Genomic DNA, 26086 nt, shown 5'->3' with positions numbered 1-26086 from the left:
GACGCCCGCTTCACGTCCACAACCGAACGGTCCCGGTATTTCCTCCGAACGTCCCGGAAAACATTTTGCTTTTCCTTTAGGAGAATTCATGGAAGCCACCACGCCCGTCAACGGGCAGGAATCCGCCTGTCCGCCTCCGGCCGCCGTCCTGCTCAATCCCGGTCCCGTCAATGTGCACGAGCGCGTCCGCGCCGCCATGACGTACCCCGACGTGTGCCACCGCGAGCCCGAGGCCGCCGCCCTGATGCGGCGCACCCGTGCCAAGGCCACCGCGGTCTGCGGCGGCGACGAGAACCACACCAGCGTGCTGCTGGCCGGCTCCGGCACCGCCGCCCTGGAGGCGGCCGTCTCCTCCGTCGTCCCGCGCGACGGCAAGATCCTCGTCCTGGACAACGGCAACTACGGCGAGCGGATCCACCGCATCGTCACCGTCCACGGGATCCCCGAACACCACCTGGAGTTCGGCTGGATGAACCCCATGGACCCGGCCGCGGTCGACGCCGTCCTCGCCGCCGACCCGCAGATCACCCACGTCGGCATGGTGCACCACGAGACCAGCACCGGCATGCTCAACCCGCTCCGGGAGATCGGCGAGGTCGTGGCCCGCCACGGCCGCTCCCTCCTCGTCGACGGCATCAGCAGCGTCGGCGCCGAGGAGTTCGACATGGCCGCCGACCACGTCGACTGGCTCGTGGGCACGGCCAACAAGTGTCTGGAGGGCCTGCCGGGCGTCAGCTTCGTATGCGCCCGCCGGGACCGCCTGGAGGCCCTCGCCGACGTCCCCTCCCGGACGTTCTACCTCGACCTGCACGGCCACTACGTCGCCCAGGACAAGGTCGGCGCCCCGCTGTTCACCCCCGCCGTCCAGGTGATGTACGCCTTCGAGGAGGCCCTGGACCTCATGCTCGCCGAAGGCGTCGGCGAACGCATCGCGCGCTACACCGACTTCGCCCGGCGCCTGCGGGCCGGCTTCGCCGAGCGCGGCCTCAGGTTCCTCCTCCCGGAGGAACAGATGAGCACCAGCGTCACCAACGTCCACGTACCCGACGGCGTCCGCTACGCCGACCTGCACGACCTCCTGAAGGACGAGGGTTTCGTCATCTACGGCGTGCAGGAACAGGTCGGCAACGTCTTCCGCGTCGCCAACATGGGCCAGCTCGCCACCGACGTGCCCGACGTCTTCCTGGCCGCGCTCGACCGCGTGCTCGGCAAGCTCGGCGCGGCGGGGGTGGCCGCGTGACCACCGCCTCCCCGGCCCCCCTGCGCCTCGCCTTCGTCGGCGGCGGCCCCAGCTGCACCTACACCATGGAGCGGCTCGCCGCGATGGTGTCCGCCCACGACGGCCCCCTCGCCCTCGACATCCACGTCTTCGACCGCACCGGCCGGTTCGGCGACGGCGAGGTGCACAGCGCCGAGCAGCCCAGCGTCAGCTTCCTCAACCGCATCGTCGGCCAGGTCGCCTTCGCCGCCGACGAGACCGTGACCGGCGCCGGCCCCCTCCTGGCCCCCGCCGAGCGGCCCACCCTGCTGGAGTGGTGCCGGCGCAAGTTCGAGGAGACCGGCGACCCGGCCTTCGACCTCGCCGCCGAGGACTGGCCCAAGCGCTACGTCCACGGCCTCGCCCTGAAGGACCTCTTCACCCGCTACCGGAACATGCTGGAGGCCCACCCCGGCGTGACCGTGCACCTGCGGCGGGCCGAGGTCACCGACGTCGTGGACGAGGGCACCCACCTGCGGCTGGTGAGCGACGGCGCCGAGCCCCTGGACGTCGACCACGTCCTGATGGTCACCGGCCACTCCACCAACGACCCCGCCCGCACCCCGCGCCAGCGTCCCTGGCAGGACTTCGCGGAGCGCAGCGCCGCCCGGTTCATCCCCAGCGCCTACCCCCTCGAACGCCACCTGTCCGAGGACGACGTGGCGCCCGAGGAGACCGTCGGCTGCGTGGGCATGGGCCTCACCACGTTCGACGTCATCCTCTACCTGACGGAGGGCCGCGGCGGGCAGTTCGTCCCGGCCGACGGCGGAGGACTCGACTACGTGCCGTCCGGGCGCGAACCGCGCTCCATCGTGTGCTTCAGCGGCTCGGGCCTGTTCACCTTCGCCCGCCCCTACAACGCCAAGGAGGTGGACCTCGCCACGTACGAGCACCGCGGCCGCTTCCTCACCGAGGACGCCGTCGACCGGCTGCGCAAGACCGTGGGCGTCCCGGTGACCGTCGGCACCCGCGAGCAGCGCCAGCTCGACTTCGAGCGCCACGTGTTCCCGCTCGTCGTCCTGGAGATGCACCACCTCTACTACAAGACGCTGCTCGGCGCCGACGTCGCCGACGAACTGGCCCGCGTCAGCGAGGCGGCCTACGCGTCCTTCCTCGACGGGGAGAGCGCCGGGCTCGGCACCGAGGAGGCCACGGAGATCCTCGTGGCCCCCCTGCGCACCGCGGTGACCGCGATGGAGACCGTCCTCGACGGGCTGCTCTCCGGGACCGCGGACGCCCCCGCCGAGGACCTGCCCTGGTCCGTCACCGGAGCCCTGTACCGCTTCCTCACCGTGGTGTTCGGGCCGGAGCAGGCCGAGCGCATGACCGCCCTCGCCGCCGCCCCCGCCGAGCTCGCCGCGGCCGTCGCCGGCGAGTCCTCGCCCTGGCGGCACGCCAAGCGCGTCGCGGACCACCGCTTCTCCTGGCACGAGAGCATCCGCCCGATCCCGGCCACCGAGTGGACGTCCCCCGAGGCCTACCGCGCCGCCATGGTCGCCTTCATGGAGAAGGACCACCTCCAGGCCGCCCAGGACAACCTCACCAACCCGGCCAAGGCCGCGGCCGACGGCGTCTGGCGCGACCTGCGCCCGGTGCTCGGCCACGCCGTCGACTTCGGCGGCCTGACCCCCTCGTCGCACCGCGCCTTCCTCGACGTCTTCATGCGGCACCACAACCGCCTCGCCAACGGCGCCGCGCTCGAGGTCATGGAGAAGATGCTCGCCCTGATCCGGTGCGGCCTCGTCGACATCGACGCCGGACCCGACGCCCGCGTCCGCGGGGAGGGCGACCAGTGGCACGTCACCGGCCCGCACACCGGCGCGGAACGCTCCTTCGACGTCCTCGTCGAGGCGAAGGTGCACGCCTTCGACCCCGCCGCGGACACCGCCCCGCTCTACCCGAACCTGCTGCGCCGCGGCCTCGTCCGCAAGTGGAGCAACCCGGGCGACGGCACCGAGCCGCCGTTCGAGCCGGGCGGCCTCGACCTCGACGCGGCCTTCCACCCGCTCGCCGCCGACGGGACGGCCGACCGCCGCCTCACCTTCCTCGGCCCGCCCAGCGAAGGCGTCATGTTCTTCCAGCTGGGAGCCCTCCGCCCGCAGCAGGACCACCACGTCATGCAGGACATCCTCACCTGGCTCGCGCCCTTCTGGGAGCACGTCCTGGAGCGCTCGGCCGCCGCCCGGCCCGCCGGGACGGCCGCCCCGTCCGCCTGACCCCGCGCCTGCACAACCCTAGGAATCACCATGCTTCGGACCCAAAGCCCCTCCTTCCGCAGCCTCGTCGAGCGCGGCAGCATCGTCCGCGTCGCGGGCGCCCACGACGCCATCGGCGCCGTCCTCGCCCAGAACGCCGGATTCGACGCCGTGTGGGCCTCCAGCCTGGAGGTCTCCGCCGCCCGCTGCCTGCCCGACGCCAGCGTCCTCACGATGACGGAGTACCTGGAGAGCGCCGCCAACATGCAGAAGGCGCTGCACATCCCCGTCGTCGCCGACTGCGACACCGGCTACGGCGGCAACCTCAACGTGGCCCACATGGTGCTCGAGTACGAGGCCGCCGGCATCACCGCAGTGGCCATGGAGGACAAGCTGTTCCCGAAGATGAACAGCTTCGCCGCGCACGACCACACCCTCCTGGACACCGAGGCCTTCGCCGCCAAGATCCGCACCGCCAAGAGCGTCCAGAGCACCGACGACTTCTTCGTCATCGCCCGCACCGAGGCCCTCATCAGCGGCCTCGGCGTGGACGAGGCACTGCGCCGCTGCCACGCCTACGCGGACGCCGGCGCCGACGCCGTGCTCATCCACTCCAAGCTGAAGAGCCGGGAGCAGATCGAGGAGTTCCTCCGCGGCTGGGAGAACCGGCGCCCCGTGGTCGTCGTCCCCACCACGTACCCCGACTGGCACGTCGACGAGGTCGAGCGCGCCGGCGTCTCGACCGTCATCTACGCCAACCAGGGGCTGCGCGCGACGATCACTTCCCTGCGGGACGCCTACCGCACCATCTACGAGACCGGCAGCTCCGTGGAGCTGGAGGGCACCATCGCCCCGGTCAGCGACATCTTCGAACTGCAGCAGCTCGCGGCCTGGCAGAAGCTGGAGGCCTGAGCCGCGTGACGCTCTCCGCGCAGAGCCTGTACGGCGGCGTGCGCACCTGGGCCGGGGAACAGATCCCCGGCCCGGGGCCCGGCCGGCAGCTCGCCCTGCTCACCCTCGTCCAGTCCGTGGGCCTGGGCGCCTTCCTCAGCTCCAGCGCCCTGTTCCTCACGGGCGTCGCCGGCCTGAGCAGCGGGCAGGTCGGCACCGGCCTGAGCCTCGCCGGCGTCTGCGGCGCGCTCGCCAGCACCCTGGCGGGCGCCGCTGCCGGCCGGTTCGGCACCCGTGTGCCGCTCGCCCTCACCTACGCCGCCACCGCGGTGCTCTTCGTCCTCTACGGCACCGTCGGCTCCTACCTCGGCTTTCTCCTGCTGGCCTGCGGCATCTCCATCGGCGAGGGCGCCGCGGAGCCGCTGCGCGCCACTCTGGTCCACGCACTGTCCCGGGGCACCAGGGCGAGCCTGCTGCGCGCACAGATGCGCAGCGTGCTCAACATCGGCTTCATCGCGGGCTCCGGCCTCGCCACCCTGGCCCTCCTCGCGGGCACCCGCGAGGCGTTCCTCGGCGTCTTCCTCGGCAACGCCTGCGCGCACGTGTGCTGCGCCCTGCTGACGCTGCGGCTGCGCCCTCCGCAGGAGGACGTGCCGCCCCCGGCACAGCCCGGATCCCGGCGTTCGGGACGGGCCTTCACCGACGTGCGCTTCCTGCTGCTGACCCTGGTGAACGGCGCCCTGGAGGTGCACCAGGTCGTCGTCACCGTCATCGTGCCCCTGTGGATCGTCACGTCCACCCGGGCCCCGGCCTGGCTCAACGCCGTCCTGCTCGTCCTCAACACCGTCGTCATCATCGCCACCCAGGTACGGGTCGGCCGGCGCATCGACACCCTGGCGAGCGCGGGCGCGATGCAGGTGCGCGGAGGGATCCTCCTCGGCGTCTCCTGCTGCGCGGCCGCGCTCTCCGCCGTTCCCGGCGTCGCGCTGCCCGTGACCGCCCTGGTGGTCTCGGCACTGGTCCTCGCCGTCGGTGAACTGTGCCAGGTGGCCAGTGCCCTCCAGCTCTCCTACGACCTGCCGCCCCCCGGCCGGCAGGCCGAGTACCAGGGCGTCTTCGCGTTCCGCAAGGGACTGCGGCAGGCCGTCGGACCCGCCCTGCTGACCTGGCTGGTCATCGGGCACGGAGCCACGGGCTGGCTGGTGCTCGGCGGTTGCTTCGCCGTCCTGGGCCTGCTCGGCGGCCGTCTGGTGACCCTGAGCGCCGCCGCCCGCGAGGACGCCCCGCCCGCCTGAACCCCGTACGCCCGTACCCCCGTACCCCCGTAACCACTTGAAGTGCCACACCCCCTGAAGAAAGAACACGTGGATGGATTCCTCCCGCAGTGCGCTCCCGCCGGTGCACGAACTCGTGGACCGGCACGTCGCCGCCACCCCCGACGCCGTCGCCGTCAGCGACGAGGAACGCTCCTGGACCTACCGGCAGCTGTCCGACCGCGCCGACGCCCTCGCCGCGGCCCTCGCCCCCCACGTGCGGCCGGGGGACCGGGTCGCCGTGCACGTCGGCCGCCGGTGCGACCTCGTCGCCGCCGCGCTCGCCGTGCTGCGCAGCGGGGCGGTCTACGTGCCGCTCGACCCCGAGTACCCCGCGGACCGGCTGCGCTTCGTGGCCGAGGACGCCGGACCGGCGGCGGTCGTCAGTGACGACCCCGCCACGGCCACCGCCTGGGGAGCGCCCGTGATCCCCGCCGACGCGGACGCCGGTGCCGGCGTCCAGGGGCCCTTCGAGCGTCCGGAGAGCACCCCCGGCGCAGCCGCCTACGTCATCTACACCTCGGGTTCCACGGGCCGCCCCAAGGGCGCCGTGCTGGCCCACCGCAGCGTCACCAACCTCCTCGGGCACGCCGCCGACAGCTTCGGATTCGGCCCCGCGGACTCCGTCCTCGCCATCGCCTCCGTCGCCTTCGACTTCGCCGTCCTGGAGATGTTCCTGCCGCTCACCGCCGGCGGAACGCTCCACCTGCCGCCGCGCACCGTGGCCCGCGACCCCGAGCTGCTCACCCAGTGGATCAAGGAGCGTGGCGTCACCTTCCTGATGGGCACCCCCTCGATGTTCGGGGCGATGCTCGGCGCCGGCTGGCGGCCCCGCCCCGGCATGACTCTGATCGCCGGCGGCGAGGTCCTGCCGCCCGCCACGGCGCGCGCTCTCACCGCCGACTGCACCCTGTGGAACATCTACGGGCCCACCGAGACCACCATCTACGCCACCTGCGAGAAGGTCGACCCGGACGACATCACCATCGGCCGCCCCGCCCGTGGCACCACGCTCACCGTCCTCGACGGCGACCGGCCCGCGGGCCCCGGCGAGGCCGGCGAACTCTGCGTCCAGGGCATCGGCGTGGCCCTCGGCTACCACCGGCGCCCGGACCTCACGCGCGAGCGCTTCGCCCCCCTGCCCGGCGCCCCGGACACCCCCTGCTACCGCACCGGCGACCTCGTCCGGATCCGCCCCGACGGCCGCGTCGACTACCTCGGCCGCATCGACGACCAGGTGAAGATCCGCGGGTTCCGCGTCGAACTCGGCGGCATCGAGGAGGCGATCCGCGCCGAGCCGGGCGTCCACGAGGCCGCGGTCGTCCTCGCCGGCCCCGCCGACTCCCCGGTCCTCGCCGCCCACGTCGTCTTCACCGGAGGCGCAGGCACAGGCACAGGCGCAGGCACAGGCACAGGCGCAGGCGGAGACGCCGACGTGCAGGCGCTGCGCGAGAGCCTGCGCCGGCGGCTGCCCGCCCATGAAGTGCCCCACCACCTGCTCCCCGCCGACGCCCTGCCCCGCAGCCCCCACGGCAAGGTGGACCGCGCCGCCCTGCGCGAACGGCCCCTGCCGGGCGCCCACGAGCCCGCGCCCGCCCCCGCGCCCGCCCCCGCGTCCGCGGCCTCCGGCACCGCCGCGCTGCTCCGCGAGGTCTTCGGCGACGTGCTCGGTCGCAGCGACCTCCGCGACACCGATGCCTTCTTCGACATGGGCGGTGACAGCCTCTCGGCCCTGCGGATCGTCACCCGCGCGCGGTCGGCGGGCCTCGCCCTGACCGTGCGCGACCTCACCGAACGGCCGACCGTCGCCGCGCTCGCCGGGCACCTGGCCGCGGCCGCCCCGGAGGAGGCCGCGCCGGACGAGCCGGAGGAGGTGCGGATCCTCCCCTCCCAGGGCTGGTTCCTCGCGATCGACCTGCCCCACCGGGCGCACTTCGTCGAGCCGCTCACCCTGGAGGCCGCGGAGCGCGTCGACCGGGACCGGCTCCAGAGGGCCCTGGACGCCCTGGCCCGCCGTCACCCCGGCCTGATGTCCCGCTTCGACGGCGACACCGTGCGCACCGTGCACACCACGTTCCCGCTCCTCGACTTCGACCTCGGCCCGGAGGACGAGGGGTTCGTAGAGGCCCTGGACGGCCTCTACGCGCGCGTGGACCTCGCCGAGGGGCCCGTCTCCCTGGCGGCTCTGTTCCGCGGCGGCCCCCGCGACGTACTGCTGCTCGCCTTCCACCACTTGGTCGTGGACGGGTTGAGCATGCAGATCATCACCCAGGACCTGGACCGGCTCTACACCCACGGACCGGACGCCCTCGACCGGCCGCCGGTGTCCGCCCTGCGGCACTCCGCCGAGCTGACCGCGTTCTCCCGGACCGCGGCCGCCCGGCAGGCGGAGCGGGAGTGGCTCGCACTGCCCTGGTCCGAGATCGGCGAGGTGCCCACCACGGGACCGGTCACGGGACTCGTCCAGGCCGATCTCCGCCGCACCGACCTCTCCCTGGACCCGGACCTGGCCGAACGGGTCCTGTCCGTGGCCCGTCACGCGCCCGTCACCACCGAGGAACTGATCCTCGCCGGCATCGCCGAAGGGCTCGCGGCCCGCGGCAGCAGCCCCACCGTCGCCATCGACCTCTTCCGCCACGGCCGCTGGCCACGCGGCACCGCGGGCGACCCCAGCTCCACGGTGGGCTGGCTCGCCGAGGTCGTCCCGCACGTCCTGACCGCCACGCCCGGCGCCGGACCCCTCGGCCGGCTCGCCTCCCTGCGCGCGCAGATCCACCGGCTGCGCTCCTTCGAGGAGACCTGGGGGCCCCTGCGCCACAGCAGCCCCGACCCGGAGGTCCGCGCACGGATGGCCGCGCTGCCCCGCCCCCAGGTCTTCCTGCACTACCTGGGGCGCGGCCTGAAGGACCTGCCGCCCATGGACTCCTTCACCCCCGTCACCACGCGCCAGGGTTGCCCCAAATCGCCGCTGAAGGAACCGTTCCGGCCCATCGAGCTGCGCGTCACCCTCGAGGACGGGAAGGTCGCCTTCGACTGGCGGATCGCCGCTCCCGCCTTCGCGCCCGGCACCGCGGAGGCCCTCGCCGACGCCTGCGCCGACGCGATCGCCCGCCTCACGGAGGCCGTCGTGCCCGCCTCCCGCTGAGTCCGCCGGGCCGCACCCCGGCATGGCGACGGCCCCCGGGACACTCCCCGGGGGCCGTCGCCATGCCATCAGCAACAGCACGGAATCCGCGGATTCCTAGGCCGCCGTGCCGGCCTCCGCGCCCTCCAGGGCCACGGGGGCCGGCACGGTCCATTCCACGGGCGGCGTCCAGTCCCGCCACGCCTCCCACCAGCAGTCGCCGGACGCGATCAGCGCCTCGACCTCCCGGGCCGCCGCCCGCACGCCCGCGGCCTCCTGCGCCGTGAACCCGCCACTGCGCTCGCGCTCCTCGAACTCGTCGACGTCCTTCCAGCGGTACGGGGAGCCGTCCCCGGGTATCCAGAGGTCCAGTTCCTGGTCGAGGGTGTCGAAGCCCCGTCCGGTACGCCGCAGCGGCTCCTGGAAGTTGACGTACCAGCCCTCGAACTCCCCGTCCGACCAGCGGGCCCAGACGGAGTAGGCGTCACCGGCGCGCTGCAGCTGCAGCACGCCGTCCGACTGCCAGTGGGGGTCGAAGGCCGCCCACGGGTGGACGCCCCAGCGGAAGTCGCCGCCGCCGAACGTGAGCCGGGTCCCGCGGTGCAGGTACGCGGCCAGGGTGACGCCGTCGTCCGCGGCCACCTGGACGGGGTAGACGATCCACTCGCGCCCGTCGAGGATCTCTCGCCGGACGATGACTTCACCGGGGTTGAACAAACGGCTCATGGAACTGGTCTGTCCTTTGTACGTCGTGACGGTCGTGGTGCACGCGCGGCCACCCCGCCGGGCAGGGCCGGGCGGCACGCTCCGGGGCGGGTGCACGCCCCGTGCGGCCCCGGGAGCCTCCCGGGGCCGCACTCGTGCGGGGGCGGCCCCGATCGGGCCGGTGCCGCCCCCGCACGCAGGTCTCAGCTCTTGTCGAGCACGAGCCCCGGCCTTCCGGCCGTGCCCGCCGGCGGCCGCGCGGGGGCCGCGGCGTCCTCCGCGCCGGTGCGCGCCGGCACGCCGAGCAGGGTGAGCAGCGGCCCCGTCATGGCCGTCGTGACCAGGGCCATGACCACCATGATGGAGTAGAAGTCCCGGTCGATGATGTGCAGGTCGAGGGCGGCCGCCGCGATGACGATCTCCGTGAGCCCGCGGGTGTTCATCAGCACGGCCGCGGGGAACGCCGTGCCGTGGGGCAGCCCGGAGCAGCGCGCACCGGCGTACGCACCGGCCATCTTGGTGACCACCGCCGTGCCCACGACCGCGGCCAGGGCCAGCACGTCGCCCGTGCCGAAGCCGGAGAGGTCGACGGCGGTCCCGGCGAGGAAGAAGTAGAGCGGCAGCAGCAGGTTGCCGACCTGGCCCATGCCCTGTTCGACCTGGGTGAGGAGCCCGCCGGGCCCCTTGCGCGGCGCCACCGCGCCCAGGGCGAAGGCTCCGAAGACGAAGTGGACGCCGAGCCATTCGGTGGCCGCGCAGGAGCACATGAGGCCCACGAGGAACACGGGCAGGAGGTGCGCGCCGGACAGGTTGCGGCGGGCGGCCCGGCGGGCCGCCGCGGCCAGCAGGGGCCGGACGGCGAACTGGAGCAGCAGCAGGTAGCCGGGGAGCAGGACGATGCGCCACTGGCCCGACGAGCCCGCCCAGGCGGCCACGGCGGCCAGGCACAGCCAGGCGATCAGGTCGCCGATGGACGCCGACGCCAGGGTGAGCGTGCCGAGCGGCTTCGAGGTGAGCCCGCGGTCGGCGAGGATGCGCGCGAGGACGGGGAAGGCCGTGATCGAGAGGGCGACGCCCACGAAGACCACGAAGACCGTCCGGTCGCCGGCCGCATAGCTGCCGGCCAGCGGGACGGCCAGGGCGGCGCCCCCGGCGAGCGGCAGCAGGATGGAGCCGGCGGTCAGGCCGAGCACGGACTTCTGCCGCCCGCGCAGGGAGGAGGCGTCCAGCTCGTAGCCGATGACGAACATGAGGGCGGCCAGACCCACGTCGGCGAGGGCGGTCAGCGGGGGGCGGACCCCGGCGGGTATGAGGGGGCCGGTGCCCAGGGGCGCCAGCAGGGTGGGGCTGGCGAGCAGGCCGGCGACGATCTCTCCGACGAGCGGGGGCTGTCCCAGCCGGCGGGCCACGGCCCCGAGGAACCTGGCCGTTCCCATCGCGGCCGCGACGAGGAGGAAGAAGGCGGTGAGGGTGGTGCCAGACACGGAGACGTCTCCATGGTGCGGGTCGGCGGGCAGGAGGGTGGGCGCGCAGGCGCGCGGGCCGGAGTCAGCGCAGGCCGGAGGCCGGGGTGGGCCGGACGCGGGTCACCACGGTGCGGTCCATGAGCAGCAGTTGCTCGACGACAGGACGCATCTCGTGCTGCCAGCGGTCGCTGTCGTACACCGCGGCGTACAGCTCCCGGCGCTGCTCCTCGCTCGCGAAGCGCCGTATCCACACGTACCCGTCGGGGTCCTCCTCGTCGGTGAACGAGGCGGTGATGTCCATGCCCAGGGACTGCTGGAACGGAATGTTGACCTCTTCCATGTACCGCACCCACGCGTCGCGGCGGCCGGGCCGGGTCTGGTAGCGGCGGATCTCGTAGAACACGGTGCTCCCTGGGGGATGTGGGGACGGGGACGCGCGGAGGCGTCCCCGTCGGCGGGGTGGCGGCCGGCGGAGGCCGGCCGCGGGGGAGGGGCGGCGGATCCCGCGGACGCCGCCGCCCCCGGCCCGGTCAGGGCTGCAGGCGCCGGTGCGTCCAGGTCTGCGCCTGCCGGCCCGGGCGCTCGTAGGCGAGACGGCGGTGCAGGCGGTCGGGGCTGCCGTACCAGAACTCGACGGTCTCCGGGACGAGCCGGTAGCCGGTCCACTCGGCGGGCCGCGGCACGGGGCCGCCGGACTCCACGAGCGCCCGGGCGCGGGCGCGCAGCTCCGCCTCGTCGTCGAGCGGGCGGCTCTGCCGCGACACGGCGGTGGTCGCCTGCGCGGCGAGCGGGCGCCGCGCGAACAGATCGTCGGACTCCTCGGCGGTGAGTTCCTCGACCGTTCCGGACAGGGTGATCTGCTGGAGCGTCTCGCGCCAGTAGAACGTCATGGACGCCGCCGGGCGGGCCGCGAGGTCCCGGCCCTTGCGGCTGCCCTTGAAGCTGGTGAAGACCAGGCCGCGGTCGTCGAGGTCCTTCACCAGCAGGACCCGCGTCGACGGCCGGCCCTCCTCGTCGGCGGTGGCCAGCACCGCGGCGAAGGGCTCCCGCACCTCGCGGCGCAGGGCCTCGTCCAGCCATGCGCGCAGCAGGGCCATGGGGTCGGCGGGCGGGGCGTCGAACTCACGCAGGTGCAGGGAGGAGTCCCCGCTGAGGGTCTGCACGTTCTCGCTCATCTTCGTCGTTCTCCTTCGGGTGGTCGGCAGCACCGCGTGGGGTGGCCTCATGACGGGCCGTCATCCCGGGACCGGAGCTCCGCTCGCCTCAGATCGCCGCGGGAACGCGGGATATGAGGGTGTGCGGCACGTCATCCGGCCAGCACTCCATCGGGCTGAACAGGTGCATCAGGCTACGGGCCCGGCGATCTCCTTGCGTAATGACGCATTCCGCGCCGCGGCGGGCGTGTCCGGCGAGCGCCTGCACCTTGCCGCGCATCGCGTCGCTGGTGTCCCAGGAGGCGGTCGGCCAGAAGAACGCGCCGGCCGGGTCGGCCTCGTCGGGGTCCACGTGGCGCAGCACCGGGCTGTCGTGGCCGGTGCCGGTGAGGATGCCCGGCACGTCGGTGAGCGTCACGACCCGCACCGGGGCGAAGTCTTCGGCGACCATGACGCCCGGTACCTCGTCGCTGCCCATGATGCGCAGCGATCCGTCGGCGGTGACGATGCAGTCGCCGGAGAGCACGGGGAGGACGCCGGAGCGGAGCAGCTGGGCCGGGACGGCCGTCTGGGTGCGGACGCCGCCGGCGTCCTCGCGGGCCATGGCGGCGACCTGCAGGGGCATCGCCCTGACGCCGGCCGCGCACAGAGCCTGCGCCCAGGCCCACTTGACGCGGAACGTGGCCTGCGTGAGCGGCAGGAGCGCGTGGGGGCCCGGTGCGTCCGTGGTCCGCACGGCGCCGTGCCCGAGGGCCCCGCCGCCGGCGACGAAGACGACGCGGCCCGGGCGGGCCGTGGCGAGGGCGGCGACGAGGGCCGCGTAGTCGCGCAGGGCGTCGTGGTCGATGTGGTCGTCGCTGCGTTTGTCGGAGACGAGGCTCCCGCCCACCTTGATCACGACGGTGCGCGGTTCGCCCGGGGAGAGCTCCTGCGCGGCGGGCGTCACCGGGCCACCGTCCCGGGCGTGGCGGGGGAGCCCGAGAGGGTGCCGCCGGTGGTGTCGAGGACGAGCGAGGAGACGCGGGCGGTGACGTCTTCGAGGGGCGCGGACGCGTCGAGCGTGAGCCATCCGAAGCGGTCGGCCCAGGTGTCGAGGAGGGTGAGCACACTTCGCTGGTGGGCGAGGAAGCTCTCCCGGGAGCAGGACGGGTCCATGCCGCACTCGTAAGGCAGGACGTCCCGGCCCGCCTTGCGCTCCCAGGCGGCTTCGGGGTCCGCCCGGAGGTAGGCCACGGTCCCGGCGGGCGGGAGCCCGGCCACGACGGCCTCCACCCACGTCCGGTCGAGGCCGTAGACGATCTCGCTCGCGGCGTGCTTCATCCAGTAGCCGTCGAGCAGGGTCACGCGGTCGGCGGGGGTGGGCCCGCCGGCGTCACCGGGGACCGGGACACGGCCCTCCAGCGCCATGCCGATGGACCACATGAGGAAGAGGAAGCGCGGGCCCTCGGGCATCTCGGCGACGCACTGCCGTGCGTCGGGGACGTCGGGGCGCATGAAACGGGCCGCGGGGTAGGCGGGGTTGTCGACGATGTCCCACCGGTCGACGCGGTCGACGGGCAGGCCCGAGGCCCGCAGGCGCTCGGTGACCGTCCGCGAGACGGTGGATTTCCCGGCTCCGTCGGCGCCGACGAGAGTGAAGATCATGTAGTGCTCCTGGTAGCTGCGCGGGCAGCCGGCCGCCGCCGCACCGTGGGCACGGCTGATGCGTCCGTCGCGCGTGTGCGTCAACAGCCCTGTGAATTACGTCTTACTGAGGCTTCATCAGGAGAAGGAAAGCCTGTGAACGGTGCGGGTGGGGTGCACGCAGGGCGGTGCCGCAATGCATCCCCGGAGGGCAGGGGTCGTCGCGCCGGCCCGGACGACGGTGTCCGGCCGGGACGTGCCGCCGACCGGACGCGCCGGAGGGCGGAGCGCTGCTCGTGCGCCCGGGCCATGCGGGCTCTCCCGTGGTGCTCCACGGATGCGGGTCGCGCTGCGGCAGCGTGTGACGACGATGTGCCCCGGACAAGGGGCCGGTGAGGAAAAGCGGTGACTGCGGGACCGGTTGAGCGGTCACCGGAAGGACGGGAGGCCGTGCGATGCCCCGCGCCCGCGGGTGGCGGGCGGTGTCCTGCGGTGAGAAGCGTTCCGGTCACCAGTGGTGGTGCGGGGTTCAGTTCCGGCGATTGGGCGCGGACACGTCGAAGTTCTCCCCCTCGTTCGTCGTGGTCCCGGGCTTATCGGTAGATCAGTAACCCTAGGTCAGCAGTCCGTGATGATCAAGAGCCGGCGGTGGCCGCCAGGGGCGGTCCGAGCGTTGGGCAGCCTCTCGCGCGCCCCCTTTTCCACTTATGCAAATGCCGTATGAAACTTGTTGGTCCCCGGAATTTCCGGGAGTCGTGCCCCCGGCCGAACCCCATGTATGGTTCCCGGAGTTGCCGGTCGCCCGGCCGATCGTGATCATCGTCTCTTGACGTGATCCTCTCGCTGAGGCAAGTTCTTCGTACCGGCCCGGTCGGACCGGTACTCCCCGGAACGGACCGGTACTCCCCGGAATTGACCGGCGCTGTCCGGTCCGGCCCGGCGAGCAGCAGCGAGGAATGCGGTCCGGGGTCCTGGACACCTCCGAACGACCCGCGTCGTCCGCGGACGACGCCGATGCCCGCCCCCTGGGTGAGGCGCTTGCGGCACCTGCGGCCCGCCTTCTGCGGCGGGACCCGCGCCGACGCCACGGTGATTGCCGTTGCTACCGGCCGGATGCCCCTCCACGGCACCCGGCGTCCACTGAACATCTCTTCTGCGCACAACCCTTAAGGAAGGCTGCATTCTCATGGCCAAGAAGGCGGGCGAAATCGCGGACTGCCAGGTCCTCGTCATCGGCGGCGGCCCCGCCGGCGCGACGGTCTCCACCCTGCTGAGCAAGCGCGGGTACAAGGTCACGCTGCTGGAGCGCGAGCACTTCCCGCGCTACCACATCGGCGAGTCCCTGTCGATATCCTGCTTCCGGGCCATGGAGGTCCTCGGCGTCAAGGACAAGGTCGAGGCCCACGGCTTCATGCGCAAGAACGGTTCCTACTACGCCTGGGGCGACGAGGAGTGGGACCTCCCCTTCAGCCACCTCCCGGGCGAGGACAACCACAGCTGGCAGGTCATCCGCTCCGAGTTCGACCAGATCCTCCTGGAGCACGCCAAGTCCGAGGGCGTCGAGGTGCACGAGGGCGTCAGCGTCAAGGAGGTGCACTTCGAGAACGGCCGCGCCTCCTCCGCGACCTGGTTCCGCACCGCCGACGACTCCGAGACCGGCACCGTCTCCTTCGACATCGTCGTGGACGCCTCCGGGCGCAACGGCGTCCTCGGCAACCGCCAGATCAAGGACCGCCGCTTCCACGACGTCTTCCGCAACATCGCCGTGTGGGGCTACTGGAAGGACACCCCGCCCCTCGACCTCGGCCCCGAGGGCGCCATCGCCGTCTTCAGCCGGGAGAACGGCTGGCTGTGGGCCATCCCGCTGCACGACGGCACCCTGAGCATCGGCCTGGTCACCGGCAAGGACGGCTACCAGGCCGACCACAAGCGCCTCGGCGGCCGCGAGGCCGTCTACATGGACGCCATCGAGTCCTGCCCGCAGCTCGCCGCGCTCGTCAAGCCGGCCGAGCTCGTCTCCGAGGTCAAGAGCGAGACCGACTACTCCTACGTCGCCGACTCCTTCACGGGCCCCGGCTACTTCCTCATCGGCGACGCGGCCTGCTTCCTCGACCCGCTGCTGTCCACCGGCGTGCACCTGGCCACCTTCAGCGGCATGATCGCCGCCGCCAGCATCTCCGCGATCCTGCAGGGCGAGATCCCCGAGGAGGAGTGCCAGGCGTTCTTCCAGACGGCCTACCGCCAGGCCTACGAGCGCCTCCTGCTCTTGGTCTCCGTCTTCTACGAGAGCTACCGGGGCAAGGAGAGCCACTTCTACAAGGCCCAGACGCTCACCCGCGAGGACCGCAAGGGCCTGCGCCTGCACGACGCCTTCCTCAACATCATCGCCGGCACCGAGGACCTCGTCGACGTCACCACCGAGGGCGCCTACGAGCGGCTCGCCGCGAAGCTGCGCGGCGACGAGGGCGGCTCGCCCGCCCCGATCTCCAACCACAACACCCACAAGGAGAAGCTCCCCGAGTCGCCGGAGAACGCCATCGGCGGCCTCTACATGACGCTCGAGCCGGAGCTGGGCCTGCACCGGACGGCCTGACCTCCCCCGACCGGCGGTCCGGGACCCGTTCCCGGACCGCCACCCGCCGTCCGGGATCCTCCGGAAAACCGATGCCCCCGGAGGACCCCGGCCGGCGCGCACCCCACCCCGCCTCACGGAACGGCGACGCGAGAACACGCATGAAGAGCACCACGAACGACCCCGCACACCCCGGTGGTGGCCTCGCCGCCGCGGCCGCGGACCTCCCCCCGCACGCCCGCCTGCTGCTGCTCCTCGCGGTGCCCGCCCCCGACCCCGCGCGGCGGGCCGAGGCCCGCGCCCTCCTGGGCCGGCCCGACCTGGACCGAGGCGCCCTCCTCCGCGAGGCCGCCCGCCACCGGCTGATGCCCCTGCTCGGGCGTCACGTCGACCGCTACGGCTGGGAGCGGGACGGCGACGACGGCGCCGCCGTCTTCGAACCCTGGCTCTTCACCAATTCCCTGCTCGGCAACCGCAGCCGGAACCTGGTGCTCTCCGACGAATTCGGGCGCGTCCTGCGAGAACTGGCAACCGACGGTGTGCCGCACGCCGTACGCCGCGGATTCTCACTCGTGAATTCGGTCTATCACGACACCGGCGTGCGGGTCATCGGCGATCTCGACCTCTTCCTCGCCCCCGCCGACGTCCCCGGGGCCCAGCGCGTCCTGGAGCGTCTGGGATACGCCCGGGAAGGAAATTCCGAGAGCGCGGACGGGCTGAACCACACGGAATCCGGGGAGCATTCCGTGGATTCCCCCGAGGCCCTCCAGCTGACATTCCTCAAGCCCGGCAGCCGGCCGAGCGTGCCGGAATTCCATGTCGACGTCTATCACGACGTCTTCGAACGCCGCACCGGACTCTCCCTGCCCGCCACGACCGTCGTCGCCCGCCGCACACCGGAATCCGTGTGCGGGACGGAGACCTCCGTCCTCAGCCGGGCGGACGGCCTCCTCGACCTCTGCACCCTGCTGTACGAGAAGGCGACCGCACCCCGCGCCACCGGTGCGCCCCTCGGCCTCCCCATCGGGAAGATCCTGGACGCCGCCCTCGTCGCCGGGCGCTTCACCGCGACCGCCTGGCGGGAGTTCACAGACCTCGTGCAGGACGTCGGCGCCTCCCATGTCGCTTACCACGCACTGCACTTCACGAGCGTGCTGTACCCGACCGCCGTCCCCGCCGAGGTGCTGCACGCGCTGCGCCCCGGCGACGTGGACTACCTTGAGGAGTACATGAGCACGGAGGGACGCGAGCGACGCTGGAGCGTCGCCTTCCCGGCACGCCTGTTCGTGCCGGACGCCGGTCCCGACGACGGGGACGTCTCGCCCTGACGGCCCCACGGCGAGAGAGGACACCCGACATGGAGAACACGACGGCACCCGGTGGGATGCGCGAGATGCTCCGGCAACTCGACGTCTTCGCAGGCGACTTGCCGGACTTCGACCCCGCAGCCGCACCCGGCGATCCCACGGCGCTGTTCGTGGAGTGGCTCCGCGCGGCGATCGACGCGGGCATCCCGGAGCCGCACGCGATGACCGTGTCGACCACGGCCGCGGACGGCGGCCCCTCCGCACGCGTCCTGCTGCTCAAGGACGTCACGGACGGCGGCTGGCAGTTCGCCGTGCACGGCGCGAGCCCCAAGGGACGGGACCTGGTGGAGCGCCCCGCCGCGGCGCTCACCTTCCACTGGGTGCGGCTGGCGCGCCAGGTGCGGCTGCGCGGCCCGGTCGTCGCCGAGTCGCCCGAGCGCAGCGCCGCCGACTTCCTCGCCCGGTCGCCCGGCTCGCGCGCCGAGGCGCTGATGGGCCGTCAGAGTCAGCCGCTGGAGAGTCTGGAGGAGCTGAACCTGGCGGCCAAGCGCTCCGCCGAGCGCGTCGCGCAGGACCCGGAACTGGTCGCCCCCGCCTGGGTCCTGTACACGCTGCGGCCGACGACCGCCGAGTTCTGGCAAGGAGACCGGCAGCGCAAGCACACGCGGCTCGCCTACCGGCGCGAGGAGGAACGATGGACCAAGACCCTGCTGTGGCCCTGAGACCGGAGGACGCCGGACTGCGGCTGACCGTCCTGGGCGCGGGAGCCCCGTACGCCGTGCCCGACCGGGCCTGCTCGGGCTACCTGGTGCAGGGCGGCCGGGCGGCCGTCTGGGTCGACACCGGGCCGGGCACCCTGGCCCCGCTGCAGCGGTTCACCGCCCTGGAGACGCTGTCGGCCGTGTGGATCTCCCACCTGCACGCCGACCACGCGGCCGACCTGCTGGGCGCCTGGTACGCCCTGGGCCTGTGCGGGGTCACCCGCACGGCCCCGCTGCCCGTCTACGCGCCCCGCGGGTGCGCGGAGCGGCTGGCCGGCTACTTCGCCGAACCGGGCACCGCCTTCCTGGACAAGGCCTTCCGCTTCCACGAGCTCGCGGACGGCCGGGAGGACGACGCCGACGGGCTCCGGCTCCTCACCCGGGCCGTCGAGCACGACGTGGAGGCCTTCGGCCTGCGCGTCGAATACGGCGGGAGCGTCCTCGCGTACACCGGCGACAGCGCACCCTGCCCGGCCCTGGAGGAGCTCGGCTCCGGTGCGGACCTGCTGCTGAGCGAGGCGGGCGACGGCAGGACCGCACCCGAAGGGGTAAGGAGACACCTCACCCCGGAGGAGGCCGGCGCGCTCGCGCGGCGCGCAGGCGCCCGGTCCCTGCTCCTCACCCACCTCGCGACGGGACTCGCCGCCGAGGACGCCGTCCGCCGGGCGTCGGACGGGTTCGGCGGCCCGGTGAACTCCGCCGAGGAGGGCCGGACGTACGGGGTCGTCGCGGACCCCGCCTCGGTTCCGCTGTAAGACGCGGGTGAGAGCGCGGAGCGTCCGAGGCGTCCGCCCCGTATGAACTGCGGTCAGCGGACCGCGCTCACCGCAGGGTAAGAGGGGTCTCCGACGCGAGGCGGGCCAGCTTCTCGGGGTTGCGGACGTAGTAGAGGCCGGTGATGCGGGTGTCCTCGACCCGTACCGCCATGATGCCGTCGAGCTCGCCGTCCAGGCGTACGAGGAGGGCCGGGTTGCCGTTGACCGTGGCCGGTTCGCACGCGATCGTGAACCCGGCCTTGGCGGAGCGGCCGAGGTAGAAGCGGGTCACCTTGTCGGCGCCGACGACCGGATGCAGGGCAGCCCGCTTGACGCCGCCGCCGTCACTCACCAGGACGACCTCCGGGGCGAGCACGTCGAGGAGGTGCTGCGGGTCCCGGGTTTCGAGCGCGCGCCGGAACGCCTCCAGGGCCTCCCGGGTCTTGCCCGGGGAGACCGACTGGCGGGGGCGGCGGGCGTCGACGTGCTTGCGGGCGCGGTGGGCGATCTGGCGGACGGCGGCGGGGCTCTTGTCGACGGCGGCCGCGATCTCGTCGTAGCCGACGTCGAAGGCCTCGCGCAGCACGAAGACGGCGCGTTCGGTCGGCGACAGCGTTTCGAGGACCAGCATCATCGCCATCGACACGCTCTCGGCGAGGTCGGCGTCCTCGGCCACGTCCGGCGCGGTGAGCAGAGGCTCGGGCAGCCAGGAGCCGACGTACGCCTCCCTGCGACGCGTCATGGTGCGCAGCCTGTTGAGCGACTGGCGGGTCGTGATGCGGATGAGGTAGGCACGCTGGTCGCGCACCTGCTCCAGGTCGACCTTGACCCAGCGCAACCAGGTCTCCTGGAGGACGTCCTCGGCGTCGGCCGCCGATCCGAGCATCTCGTAGGCGACGGTGAAGAGCAGGTTCCGGTGGGCGACGAACGTCTCGGTCGCCGGGTCGGCGGTGTGCTCGCTCATATCCTTGAATCCTTGCGTTCGATGAGCGCATACGTGCAGCGGCGCCTTGTCATATGAGCGCCGCTGCACGACAGGCGGCTCCGGGTCCGTTGCGGTCGGATCGGACCGGATCGACCACCTAGGCGGCCTGATCAGCAGGGATCGGCGCCTCGCCACGCCCGGCCGCCGCCTGCAGCAACTGCTGCCGGCGCGTGGCACCTCCCGAGACACGGTGCAAGCGGTACGCGCCGGGCTTGTGGGCCTCGTCGGCCATGTGCTTGATGACGCCCGCGCACACGATCTCCTTGAGCTTCGCCCCCAGGCGGCCGTCGATGTTGAACCACACCGCGACGTCGGTCCGCTTGGCGAACTGGAAGATGCCATCGTTCCGGCCCAGGCTGATGCACTGGGCGGCGAACGACTGGTTGAGGGTCTCGGGCCGCTCACCCGCTATACGGCTCAGCACCGTGTCGGCGGCCCGCGCGCCCATCGGCATCGCGGCCTGGCAGCTCATCCGCAGCGGGAGGTCCGACGGCGCCGCCGAGTCGCCGGCCGCGACGATGCGTACGTCGTCCACGCTGGTCAGCGTCTCGTCCGTGCGCAGACGGCCCAGCGCGTCGGTGCTCAGCCCGCTGCGCACGGCCAGGTCCGGCACCCCGAAACCGGCCGTCCAGATGGTCACCGTGCTCGGCAGCTCGCGGCCGTCGTCGAGCCGGACGGCGTCGCCGCTCACGGCCGTTACCGACGCGCCGGGGCCGTCGATGATCGTGACCCCGAGCCCGGCCAGGCGCTTGGCGACCGAGCGCCGGCCCCGGGGGTGCAGGTACGGGCCGAGGATCCTGCCGCACACCAGGGTCACCGCGCGGCCCGCCTCCGCCAGCTCGGCCGCGGTCTCGATGCCGGTCGGGCCGGCGCCGACCACCGTCACCGCGGCCGTCGTGGGCGCGGCGTCCAGGACCGGCCGCAGCCGCTGCACCTCCTCCAGGCCGGCGATCGGGTAGGCGAACTCGGCCGCTCCGGGCACACGCGGATCGGCGCTGCCGCTGCCCACCGCGTAGACGAGATAGTCGTAGCCGACCCTGTCGCCCGACGCCAGCTCCACACCGCGCCCGGCCGCGTCGATCCGGGTCACGGTGTCGACCACGAGCCGGACGCCCTCGCTCAGGACCTCCCGGTAGTCGACGACCGCGTCGTGGGTCCCGCCCACCAGCTGGTGCAGGCGGATCCGGTGCACGAAGCTGCGGCGCGGGTTGATCAGTGTCACCGTCACATCGCCGCGCTGCGTCAGGCGATTGGCCGCCATGACTCCGGCGTAACCGCCGCCGATCACGACCACATCGGTGTTCTCGTTCATCGTGCGTCCTCCGCTTCAAGGGGTTTGGCCTCAAGACACCGGCGGCCTGGTGCCTGTGACAGGTACGGCAGTGTGACCTGCACAACAGAAATCTCACGTCGGTGCAGTCGCTGCACTGCTGTGCAACGACTGCATGAAGATATACTTATTCCCTGAGGGGGCGTCAATCCCCGGCCGAACCACCCGACCCGGGAGCGACAGGACACGATGACCAGCGACGATCCAGTCCGCCGCGGTGGCCGCGAAGCGCAGCGCCGCCGCACCCGCAAAGCGATCGTCGATGCGGCGGTCCGGCTGAGCGCCGCCGGAGCGACACCGTCCATCGACGAGATCGCGGCAGCCGCCGACGTGTCGCGGCGCACGGTCTACACGTACTTCCCGAGCCTCGACCACCTGCTGATCGACGCGACCGCCGGAGCGCTCAACGAGCCCCCGGTCGAGGAAGCGTTGAACGACCCCGCACTGGCCGGTGACCCCGCCGGCCGGGTGGACGCCCTCATAAGGACGCTGTTGAAGTACTCACCGCAGTCGCTTCCCCTGGGCCGCCGGCTGATCCGGCTGACCGTCGACCCGCCGGCGAGCGGCACCGAGCAGCCGACCGGGCCGCGCCGGGGCCCTCGCCGGATCGAATGGCTGGAGCAGGCCTGCGAACCGCTGCGCAGCACCCTCAGCCCGGAGTCGTACCAGCGCCTGATCTCGGCGCTGACCATCGTGGTCGGCTGGGAGGCGCAGATCGCCCTGCGGGACGTCCGCGGTCTTGACCCGGAGGCCGAAGAGGAGGCCATCACCTGGGCGGCACGTGCCCTGGTGGAGGCGGCGATCAGGGAACACGAAGCGGACAGCTCAGCGAACGACGCCGCCGCGGGCACGGATCGGCGCTGACGGCGGGACATGCGGGGCGGGGGTATGGACGGCCGTAGGTACGTACCATCCGCCTCATCCCGGCGCGAACCCTCAGGGACGCGTGCGCGGCGCGCCGGGGTGAGTCCGCCGGGCAGCGCCGTGAGCGTGAACTCGACCGCGGCGTCGATCGCCCACGCGGCGGCCTGCGGCGGTATCCCCGCGGCCGGCAGGGTCGTCAGCCGGTAGGGCGTCGGAGGGCGCTCTGCTTCCTCCGCGCACACCGAGACGCGGGAGGGCCGGGCGACCCGGCCCTCCCGCGCGGTTCTGTTACGGCCAGCCCTGCTTCACCTTGGCGGGGGCGGTGTTCCAGCTCTTGGGGATGAACGTGATCATGTAGGTCCCGCGGTCGAAGTCCGCGTACCCGGACGACCAGTTCCGGAACTTGCTCTCGTATACGTGCATGGGACCCAGGCCGCTGTTGGGCGAGTGGTAGTGGTCGCCGTGGGTCCAGATCGTCTTGTCGGCGTCCGCTTCAGTCTGAGCCCCGAACCAGCCGTAGTCGAAGTTGACCCAGCTCTCGCCGGGGTTGGTCGGACTGCGCGGGATGCTCCTGTCCCTCGACATGTCGACCAGGCCGGTGCCCTGAGCGGGGCGGAAGGCTTCCGGGTCGCCGTACTTCCTCCGGTCGGAGGAGCCCCGCTGGTCCTGCCCGCTCCAGAAGTGCTTCGAGTAGATCACCGCCTTCATCTTGGACGGGTCGTAGTTGCCCCCGTTCCTTTCCTTGAAGGACGGTGTGTTCCTCAGCGCCGAGTAGAAGTTCGATCGGCTGTCCTCGTAGAGCAGGGCGTCGTTGTTGTTCGTGAGTTCCGTCTTGAGGTTGTCGATGTACGTGCCCTCGTCGTGAGCATTCTCCAGGGCCTTGTTCATGATGGACGCCACATCACGCGCCCGCTGGAAGCCCTTCCCCTCGTCGAAACTGTCCTTGGCGATGCGGCCCTCGAACTCTGCCCGCGTCTCACCAGGTCGGGGGCTGGTGTTCTTGAGGTCGTTCTTGTACTTGTTCTCGTCGAAGGACGCGAACGCCAGCTTGTTCATCGGGTAGGGACCCGAGTTGACCCAGGTGACGCCGACGCAGCCGTAGGACAGCTTTTCCCGCTGCTCTTCGGTCATTTGCTGCATCTTGCCGTCGCGGTGGCTGTAGACCTGCTGCCACTTGCGTATGTAGTTGTTGACGACCGTAGTGGCCCTGCCCCCGTAGGCCCGGTACGCGTCGGGCATCCGTTCGAGCGGCTCGGCCGGAGGGGTCTCCCTGTCGTCGGTGGAGTCGGGGGCTCGGGAGGACGAACTGGCGCTCGGAGGGAATTCCGCCGGAGGCTTGCTCGGTTGCCCCAGATCCAGAGCGCTTTCGTTGAGTGCGTTGATGTTCCTGACGTCATCCGCCGTCAGACCGTGCGTTGCGGCGTAGGAGCCCTTCTCTTCCCTGCTGCCGTTGTCGGCGGCCTGGCTGACCGACGGGATGAGTCCGGCGGTGCATATGACTGCACCCGCGGTGGCGAGGGTGAGGAATCTCCGATGTTTGTACATGAAGAACAACTCCCTTGTGATGAAGTCTCGTGAGACGGGCATGCGAGAGCGCGACGCAATGGAGAGGGTTTGCGGCGAGCTGCCGCTCAGGGCCTTGGGGCGCGCTGTCCTGCGTCGCTGCGCCGGCGGCAGGAGATGCGGTAACCCGGGACGGCGGCGGTGGCGGCGCGACTCGGTCGCCGGACAGGCATGGGCCGGCCGGGTCGGGCGGGGTGGGTGACGCGCTACATCAGCGTCGTCGCCGAGGCGACGACGCGGGCCCGGCGCGGGTGGTCGGGGTCGCCGTAGCGGACCTCGACGCGCGGGTGGGAGCGCATGAACTCGGTGTCGACGAGGCGGACCTGGCGCGGGTGGTCAACCGTGCGCACGGCGATGTCCGTGTCGAGGAAGAAGCTGAACTCACCCGTGGCCGGGGCGTAGACGAAGAACTTGCCGCCCGCGAACTTCTGCTGCGCGACGTCGTCCGTCAGGACCAGGGACCAGAAGCCCACGCGGTGTCCTGCGGGATACATGAACTGGAAGTCGGCCCGCAGGCCGTCCAGTTCCATCCAGCGGAAGGGATTGTCGTCGCCCGCGTTGACCGTGGCGGGGGTGGCGGCGGCCGCCGTGGCGGTCGTGGTCGGGGAGGCTGCCTGGGCTCCCTGGGCGAGGGGGAGGGCGAGGGCCGCGGTCGCGGCGAGGGTGGTGAGGGTACGGAGAGCGGTTCTGCGTATCACTTCTCGGCTCCTGGATGAGTGATCAGGCTGATACGAGCAGTGATCATGTCTCCGAGTTAACTTCCCGGCAACATCGTGGCTTTAAAACCGGCCAATCTCCTACTAAGGCGGTATCTGGCCAGCATCTGGCCCCGGCCCGGTGCGGGGGAGGCGATGTTGTTCGGGAACTCCACGGTGCGGTCGATGCCATCGTTGGCACCGGGATGAAGAGCGTCATTCGGTGGCGGTCAGTCACCCGGCGGCCGGCCGCGGCAGGTTTCGAGACGCCGGCCTGGCCGAAACGCGGATGGCAGAACCTCTTGATCCGTACGGCCGGATTCCGTTCGAGTCCGCCGACGGGTGTGTGCCCTGCTGTGGTCCGGAGCGGGCGGGGGAGTGCGGGTGCCGCGACGGGGACGAAGGGCTCGGCTCGACCGGTGGGCCGCATGGCCGACCAAGTGGTCCAGGTGGGAGGAGGGTCATCGACCTACTGGTGGGGGCGGAGGCGTCGAGCTGTATGCCGGTGGCGAGGGTGACGGAGCCTCCCACGTGATGCAGCGCCCGGTCGAGGGCGTGTTTCCAGCCCGCGTCGGGCAGTGGCCGGGTCGCCCCGGCGGACGGTGGCCGCAGTGATGCCGGCGGACTTGCCGTGGCCCCGGGCGTTTTCGGTGGCCGGAGTGCTCAGCAGGGTGCCGACGACCGTCACCGGTGGGGAGACCGCGGCTGCGGCGTGCCACAGCAGGGCGCTGACCGGCGTTTCATCGGCCGCGATGGTCGACTTGATGTCGCCCGGCCGACGGCATGTCGGCCCGTGTCCTCGGCGGTGCGGTCACCGGCCGTCCACCGGCCCGAGGTTGTCGGCACCACTCAGGGTGTTTTCGTGGCGGATCGCTTCGGGCTCTTGCTCTTGCTGGTGCCTGCACTGCTCCGACCGGGCTTGGCCGGCAGGCTCTTCCGCCTCGGGGCCTTCTTCGTGTCCGCGACCGCCTGCGACGGCGCCGTCCGGCTCGGTGCGGTCGGCCACTTGAACTCGATCTCCAGCTCAATCTGCCCGTCCCCGACCTCGACCTCCATCTCGCTGTGAAGGTCGTCGGGTACCCGCAGGCTCAGAATCCCGGGGCCGAGTTCCAGTTCGGCCTCCCCGCCTTCCCTCAGCACGGCCGCGAGGGCCGTGAGCTGGTCAGCCGCCTCCAGGCGTGTCAGCGAGCGCTTCTGCTCAAACTTGAGGTCCTTCATACGTGTCTCCGAATCCGGCCGACGTAGACGGCCCATAACGCCAATTCTGAGGCCGTGCCCGGGATCGGACATCCTCACGGCCAAGCGACAGAGGGCCCGATCCTTACCGGGCCTACCGTCCGCCCCATGGCGGGGCGAGACATGCGCCCATGCGCGAGGCCCCAAGTCCTGGTAGCCATCGCACGCATCGTGGGCGCCGCCCGTGTCATGACGGCAGCAGGCAACATCACCACGGCACAGAGGACGGCCGGGGCTCGGTTTGAGGCTCGGGAACTGGTCAGGCTGCCTGGTGGTGCCAGGTGTCGAG

At 72.2% G+C, this 26086-nt stretch carries 21 protein-coding genes; 10 read left to right on the top strand and 11 right to left on the bottom strand.

Annotated elements, in window-relative coordinates; translation table 11 throughout:
* Nucleotides 1–88: 88 nt before the first annotated feature.
* The 5 genes from NQU55_RS29705 to NQU55_RS29685 all read left to right on the top strand — a co-directional run bounded on the left by NQU55_RS29705 (nucleotide 89) and on the right by NQU55_RS29685 (nucleotide 8802).
* Complete coding sequence (locus NQU55_RS29705; RefSeq protein ID WP_168092481.1) at nucleotides 89–1240, top strand: 2-aminoethylphosphonate aminotransferase; 1152 nt, start codon at nucleotides 89–91, stop codon at nucleotides 1238–1240.
* The gene (locus tag NQU55_RS29700) at nucleotides 1237–3474 is read left to right on the top strand and encodes an FAD/NAD(P)-binding protein (RefSeq protein ID WP_256791498.1); all 2238 of its coding nucleotides are present in this window, start codon (nucleotides 1237–1239) and stop codon (nucleotides 3472–3474) included. The genes NQU55_RS29705 and NQU55_RS29700 overlap by 4 nt, the downstream gene beginning before the upstream one ends.
* A gap of 30 nt (nucleotides 3475–3504) precedes the next feature.
* Nucleotides 3505–4365 (top strand): isocitrate lyase/phosphoenolpyruvate mutase family protein, encoded by an 861-nt coding sequence (locus NQU55_RS29695; protein WP_168092480.1) that lies wholly within the window; start codon nucleotides 3505–3507, stop codon nucleotides 4363–4365.
* A gap of 5 nt (nucleotides 4366–4370) precedes the next feature.
* Nucleotides 4371–5639, top strand: coding sequence for an MFS transporter (locus tag NQU55_RS29690; RefSeq protein WP_168092479.1), 1269 nt, complete (start codon nucleotides 4371–4373; stop codon nucleotides 5637–5639).
* Nucleotides 5640–5712: 73 nt separating this feature from the next.
* Nucleotides 5713–8802, top strand: coding sequence for a non-ribosomal peptide synthetase (locus NQU55_RS29685; protein WP_168092478.1), 3090 nt, complete (start codon nucleotides 5713–5715; stop codon nucleotides 8800–8802).
* 96 nt (nucleotides 8803–8898) lie between these two features.
* On the opposite strand, the gene NQU55_RS29680 is transcribed toward NQU55_RS29685, so the two are convergent.
* From NQU55_RS29680 to NQU55_RS29655, 6 genes are all read right to left on the bottom strand, one after another.
* Entirely contained in the window at nucleotides 8899–9507 is a 609-nt protein-coding gene (locus NQU55_RS29680) for a ribonuclease FAU-1 family protein (protein ID WP_168092477.1), read from the bottom strand.
* Between the two features lie 182 nt (nucleotides 9508–9689).
* Nucleotides 9690–10970, bottom strand: coding sequence for a cation:proton antiporter (locus NQU55_RS29675; protein WP_168092476.1), 1281 nt, complete (start codon nucleotides 10968–10970; stop codon nucleotides 9690–9692).
* 64 nt (nucleotides 10971–11034) lie between these two features.
* The gene (locus NQU55_RS29670) at nucleotides 11035–11355 is read right to left on the bottom strand and encodes an NIPSNAP family protein (protein ID WP_168092475.1); all 321 of its coding nucleotides are present in this window, start codon (nucleotides 11353–11355) and stop codon (nucleotides 11035–11037) included.
* A gap of 127 nt (nucleotides 11356–11482) precedes the next feature.
* Entirely contained in the window at nucleotides 11483–12127 is a 645-nt protein-coding gene (phzG, locus tag NQU55_RS29665) for a phenazine biosynthesis FMN-dependent oxidase PhzG (protein WP_168092474.1), read from the bottom strand.
* A gap of 88 nt (nucleotides 12128–12215) precedes the next feature.
* Nucleotides 12216–13052: an amino acid kinase family protein gene (locus NQU55_RS29660; RefSeq protein ID WP_168092473.1), complete on the bottom strand. Its 837-nt coding sequence runs from the start codon at nucleotides 13050–13052 to the stop codon at nucleotides 12216–12218.
* Nucleotides 13049–13834 (bottom strand): nucleoside/nucleotide kinase family protein, encoded by a 786-nt coding sequence (locus tag NQU55_RS29655; protein WP_206329232.1) that lies wholly within the window; start codon nucleotides 13832–13834, stop codon nucleotides 13049–13051. The genes NQU55_RS29660 and NQU55_RS29655 overlap by 4 nt, the downstream gene beginning before the upstream one ends.
* 1081 nt (nucleotides 13835–14915) lie before the next feature.
* Here NQU55_RS29655 and NQU55_RS29650 point away from each other — a divergent pair.
* From NQU55_RS29650 to NQU55_RS29635, 4 genes are all read left to right on the top strand, one after another.
* On the top strand, nucleotides 14916–16322 hold the full coding sequence (locus NQU55_RS29650) for an NAD(P)/FAD-dependent oxidoreductase (RefSeq protein ID WP_168092472.1): 1407 nt from the start codon (nucleotides 14916–14918) through the stop codon (nucleotides 16320–16322).
* A gap of 140 nt (nucleotides 16323–16462) precedes the next feature.
* Complete coding sequence (locus tag NQU55_RS29645; protein WP_256791497.1) at nucleotides 16463–17629, top strand: nucleotidyltransferase family protein; 1167 nt, start codon at nucleotides 16463–16465, stop codon at nucleotides 17627–17629.
* Nucleotides 17630–17658: 29 nt separating this feature from the next.
* Nucleotides 17659–18330 (top strand): pyridoxine/pyridoxamine 5'-phosphate oxidase, encoded by a 672-nt coding sequence (locus NQU55_RS29640; protein WP_168093858.1) that lies wholly within the window; start codon nucleotides 17659–17661, stop codon nucleotides 18328–18330.
* The gene (locus NQU55_RS29635; protein WP_168093857.1) at nucleotides 18303–19124 is read left to right on the top strand and encodes an MBL fold metallo-hydrolase; all 822 of its coding nucleotides are present in this window, start codon (nucleotides 18303–18305) and stop codon (nucleotides 19122–19124) included. Before NQU55_RS29640 ends, NQU55_RS29635 begins: the two co-directional genes overlap by 28 nt.
* A gap of 67 nt (nucleotides 19125–19191) precedes the next feature.
* On the opposite strand, the gene NQU55_RS29630 is transcribed toward NQU55_RS29635, so the two are convergent.
* Nucleotides 19192–20088 carry an RNA polymerase sigma-70 factor gene (locus NQU55_RS29630; protein ID WP_168093856.1) on the bottom strand — a complete coding sequence of 299 codons (897 nt, stop codon included), beginning with the start codon at nucleotides 20086–20088 and terminating at the stop codon, nucleotides 19192–19194.
* A 118-nt stretch (nucleotides 20089–20206) separates the two neighbouring features.
* Nucleotides 20207–21421: an NAD(P)/FAD-dependent oxidoreductase gene (locus tag NQU55_RS29625; RefSeq protein WP_168093855.1), complete on the bottom strand. Its 1215-nt coding sequence runs from the start codon at nucleotides 21419–21421 to the stop codon at nucleotides 20207–20209.
* Nucleotides 21422–21628: 207 nt separating this feature from the next.
* On the opposite strand from NQU55_RS29625, the gene NQU55_RS29620 reads away from it, so the two are divergent.
* Nucleotides 21629–22303 carry a TetR/AcrR family transcriptional regulator gene (locus NQU55_RS29620; protein WP_168093854.1) on the top strand — a complete coding sequence of 225 codons (675 nt, stop codon included), beginning with the start codon at nucleotides 21629–21631 and terminating at the stop codon, nucleotides 22301–22303.
* Nucleotides 22304–22591: 288 nt separating this feature from the next.
* Here the strand turns inward: NQU55_RS29620 and NQU55_RS29615 are convergent, their stop codons facing one another.
* The 3 genes from NQU55_RS29615 to NQU55_RS29605 all read right to left on the bottom strand — a co-directional run bounded on the left by NQU55_RS29615 (nucleotide 22592) and on the right by NQU55_RS29605 (nucleotide 25779).
* A complete protein-coding gene (locus NQU55_RS29615; RefSeq protein WP_168093853.1) occupies nucleotides 22592–23848 on the bottom strand; it encodes a protein-glutamine gamma-glutamyltransferase in 1257 nt (418 codons plus the stop codon).
* A 224-nt stretch (nucleotides 23849–24072) separates the two neighbouring features.
* Entirely contained in the window at nucleotides 24073–24564 is a 492-nt protein-coding gene (locus tag NQU55_RS29610; protein WP_168093852.1) for a hypothetical protein, read from the bottom strand.
* Between the two features lie 846 nt (nucleotides 24565–25410).
* Nucleotides 25411–25779, bottom strand: coding sequence for an amphi-Trp domain-containing protein (locus NQU55_RS29605; protein WP_168093851.1), 369 nt, complete (start codon nucleotides 25777–25779; stop codon nucleotides 25411–25413).
* Nucleotides 25780–26086 lie beyond the last annotated feature (307 nt).

The sequence above is a fragment of the Streptomyces telluris genome, from assembly GCF_024519335.1.
Taxonomy (GTDB): Bacteria; Actinomycetota; Actinomycetes; order Streptomycetales; family Streptomycetaceae; genus Streptomyces; species Streptomyces telluris.
Note: the sequence above shows the minus strand (reverse complement) of the source record. Positions and strands in the feature narration are given on the sequence as shown.

What these genes read in the sequence shown, in the direction of transcription:
- NQU55_RS29680 (WP_168092477.1), bottom strand. Translation starts at nt 9,507, where the DNA reads ATGAGCCGTTTGTTCAACCCCGGTGAAGTCATCGTCCGGCGAGAGATC.
- NQU55_RS29625 (WP_168093855.1), bottom strand. Translation starts at nt 21,421, where the DNA reads ATGAACGAGAACACCGATGTGGTCGTGATCGGCGGCGGTTACGCCGGA.
- NQU55_RS29605 (WP_168093851.1), bottom strand. Translation starts at nt 25,779, where the DNA reads ATGAAGGACCTCAAGTTTGAGCAGAAGCGCTCGCTGACACGCCTGGAG.
- NQU55_RS29635 (WP_168093857.1), top strand. Translation starts at nt 18,303, where the DNA reads ATGGACCAAGACCCTGCTGTGGCCCTGAGACCGGAGGACGCCGGACTG.
- NQU55_RS29650 (WP_168092472.1), top strand. Translation starts at nt 14,916, where the DNA reads ATGGCCAAGAAGGCGGGCGAAATCGCGGACTGCCAGGTCCTCGTCATC.
- NQU55_RS29685 (WP_168092478.1), top strand. Translation starts at nt 5,713, where the DNA reads ATGGATTCCTCCCGCAGTGCGCTCCCGCCGGTGCACGAACTCGTGGAC.
- NQU55_RS29640 (WP_168093858.1), top strand. Translation starts at nt 17,659, where the DNA reads ATGGAGAACACGACGGCACCCGGTGGGATGCGCGAGATGCTCCGGCAA.
- NQU55_RS29705 (WP_168092481.1), top strand. Translation starts at nt 89, where the DNA reads ATGGAAGCCACCACGCCCGTCAACGGGCAGGAATCCGCCTGTCCGCCT.
- NQU55_RS29695 (WP_168092480.1), top strand. Translation starts at nt 3,505, where the DNA reads ATGCTTCGGACCCAAAGCCCCTCCTTCCGCAGCCTCGTCGAGCGCGGC.
- NQU55_RS29615 (WP_168093853.1), bottom strand. Translation starts at nt 23,848, where the DNA reads ATGTACAAACATCGGAGATTCCTCACCCTCGCCACCGCGGGTGCAGTC.
- NQU55_RS29645 (WP_256791497.1), top strand. Translation starts at nt 16,463, where the DNA reads ATGAAGAGCACCACGAACGACCCCGCACACCCCGGTGGTGGCCTCGCC.
- phzG (WP_168092474.1), bottom strand. Translation starts at nt 12,127, where the DNA reads ATGAGCGAGAACGTGCAGACCCTCAGCGGGGACTCCTCCCTGCACCTG.
- NQU55_RS29630 (WP_168093856.1), bottom strand. Translation starts at nt 20,088, where the DNA reads ATGAGCGAGCACACCGCCGACCCGGCGACCGAGACGTTCGTCGCCCAC.
- NQU55_RS29620 (WP_168093854.1), top strand. Translation starts at nt 21,629, where the DNA reads ATGACCAGCGACGATCCAGTCCGCCGCGGTGGCCGCGAAGCGCAGCGC.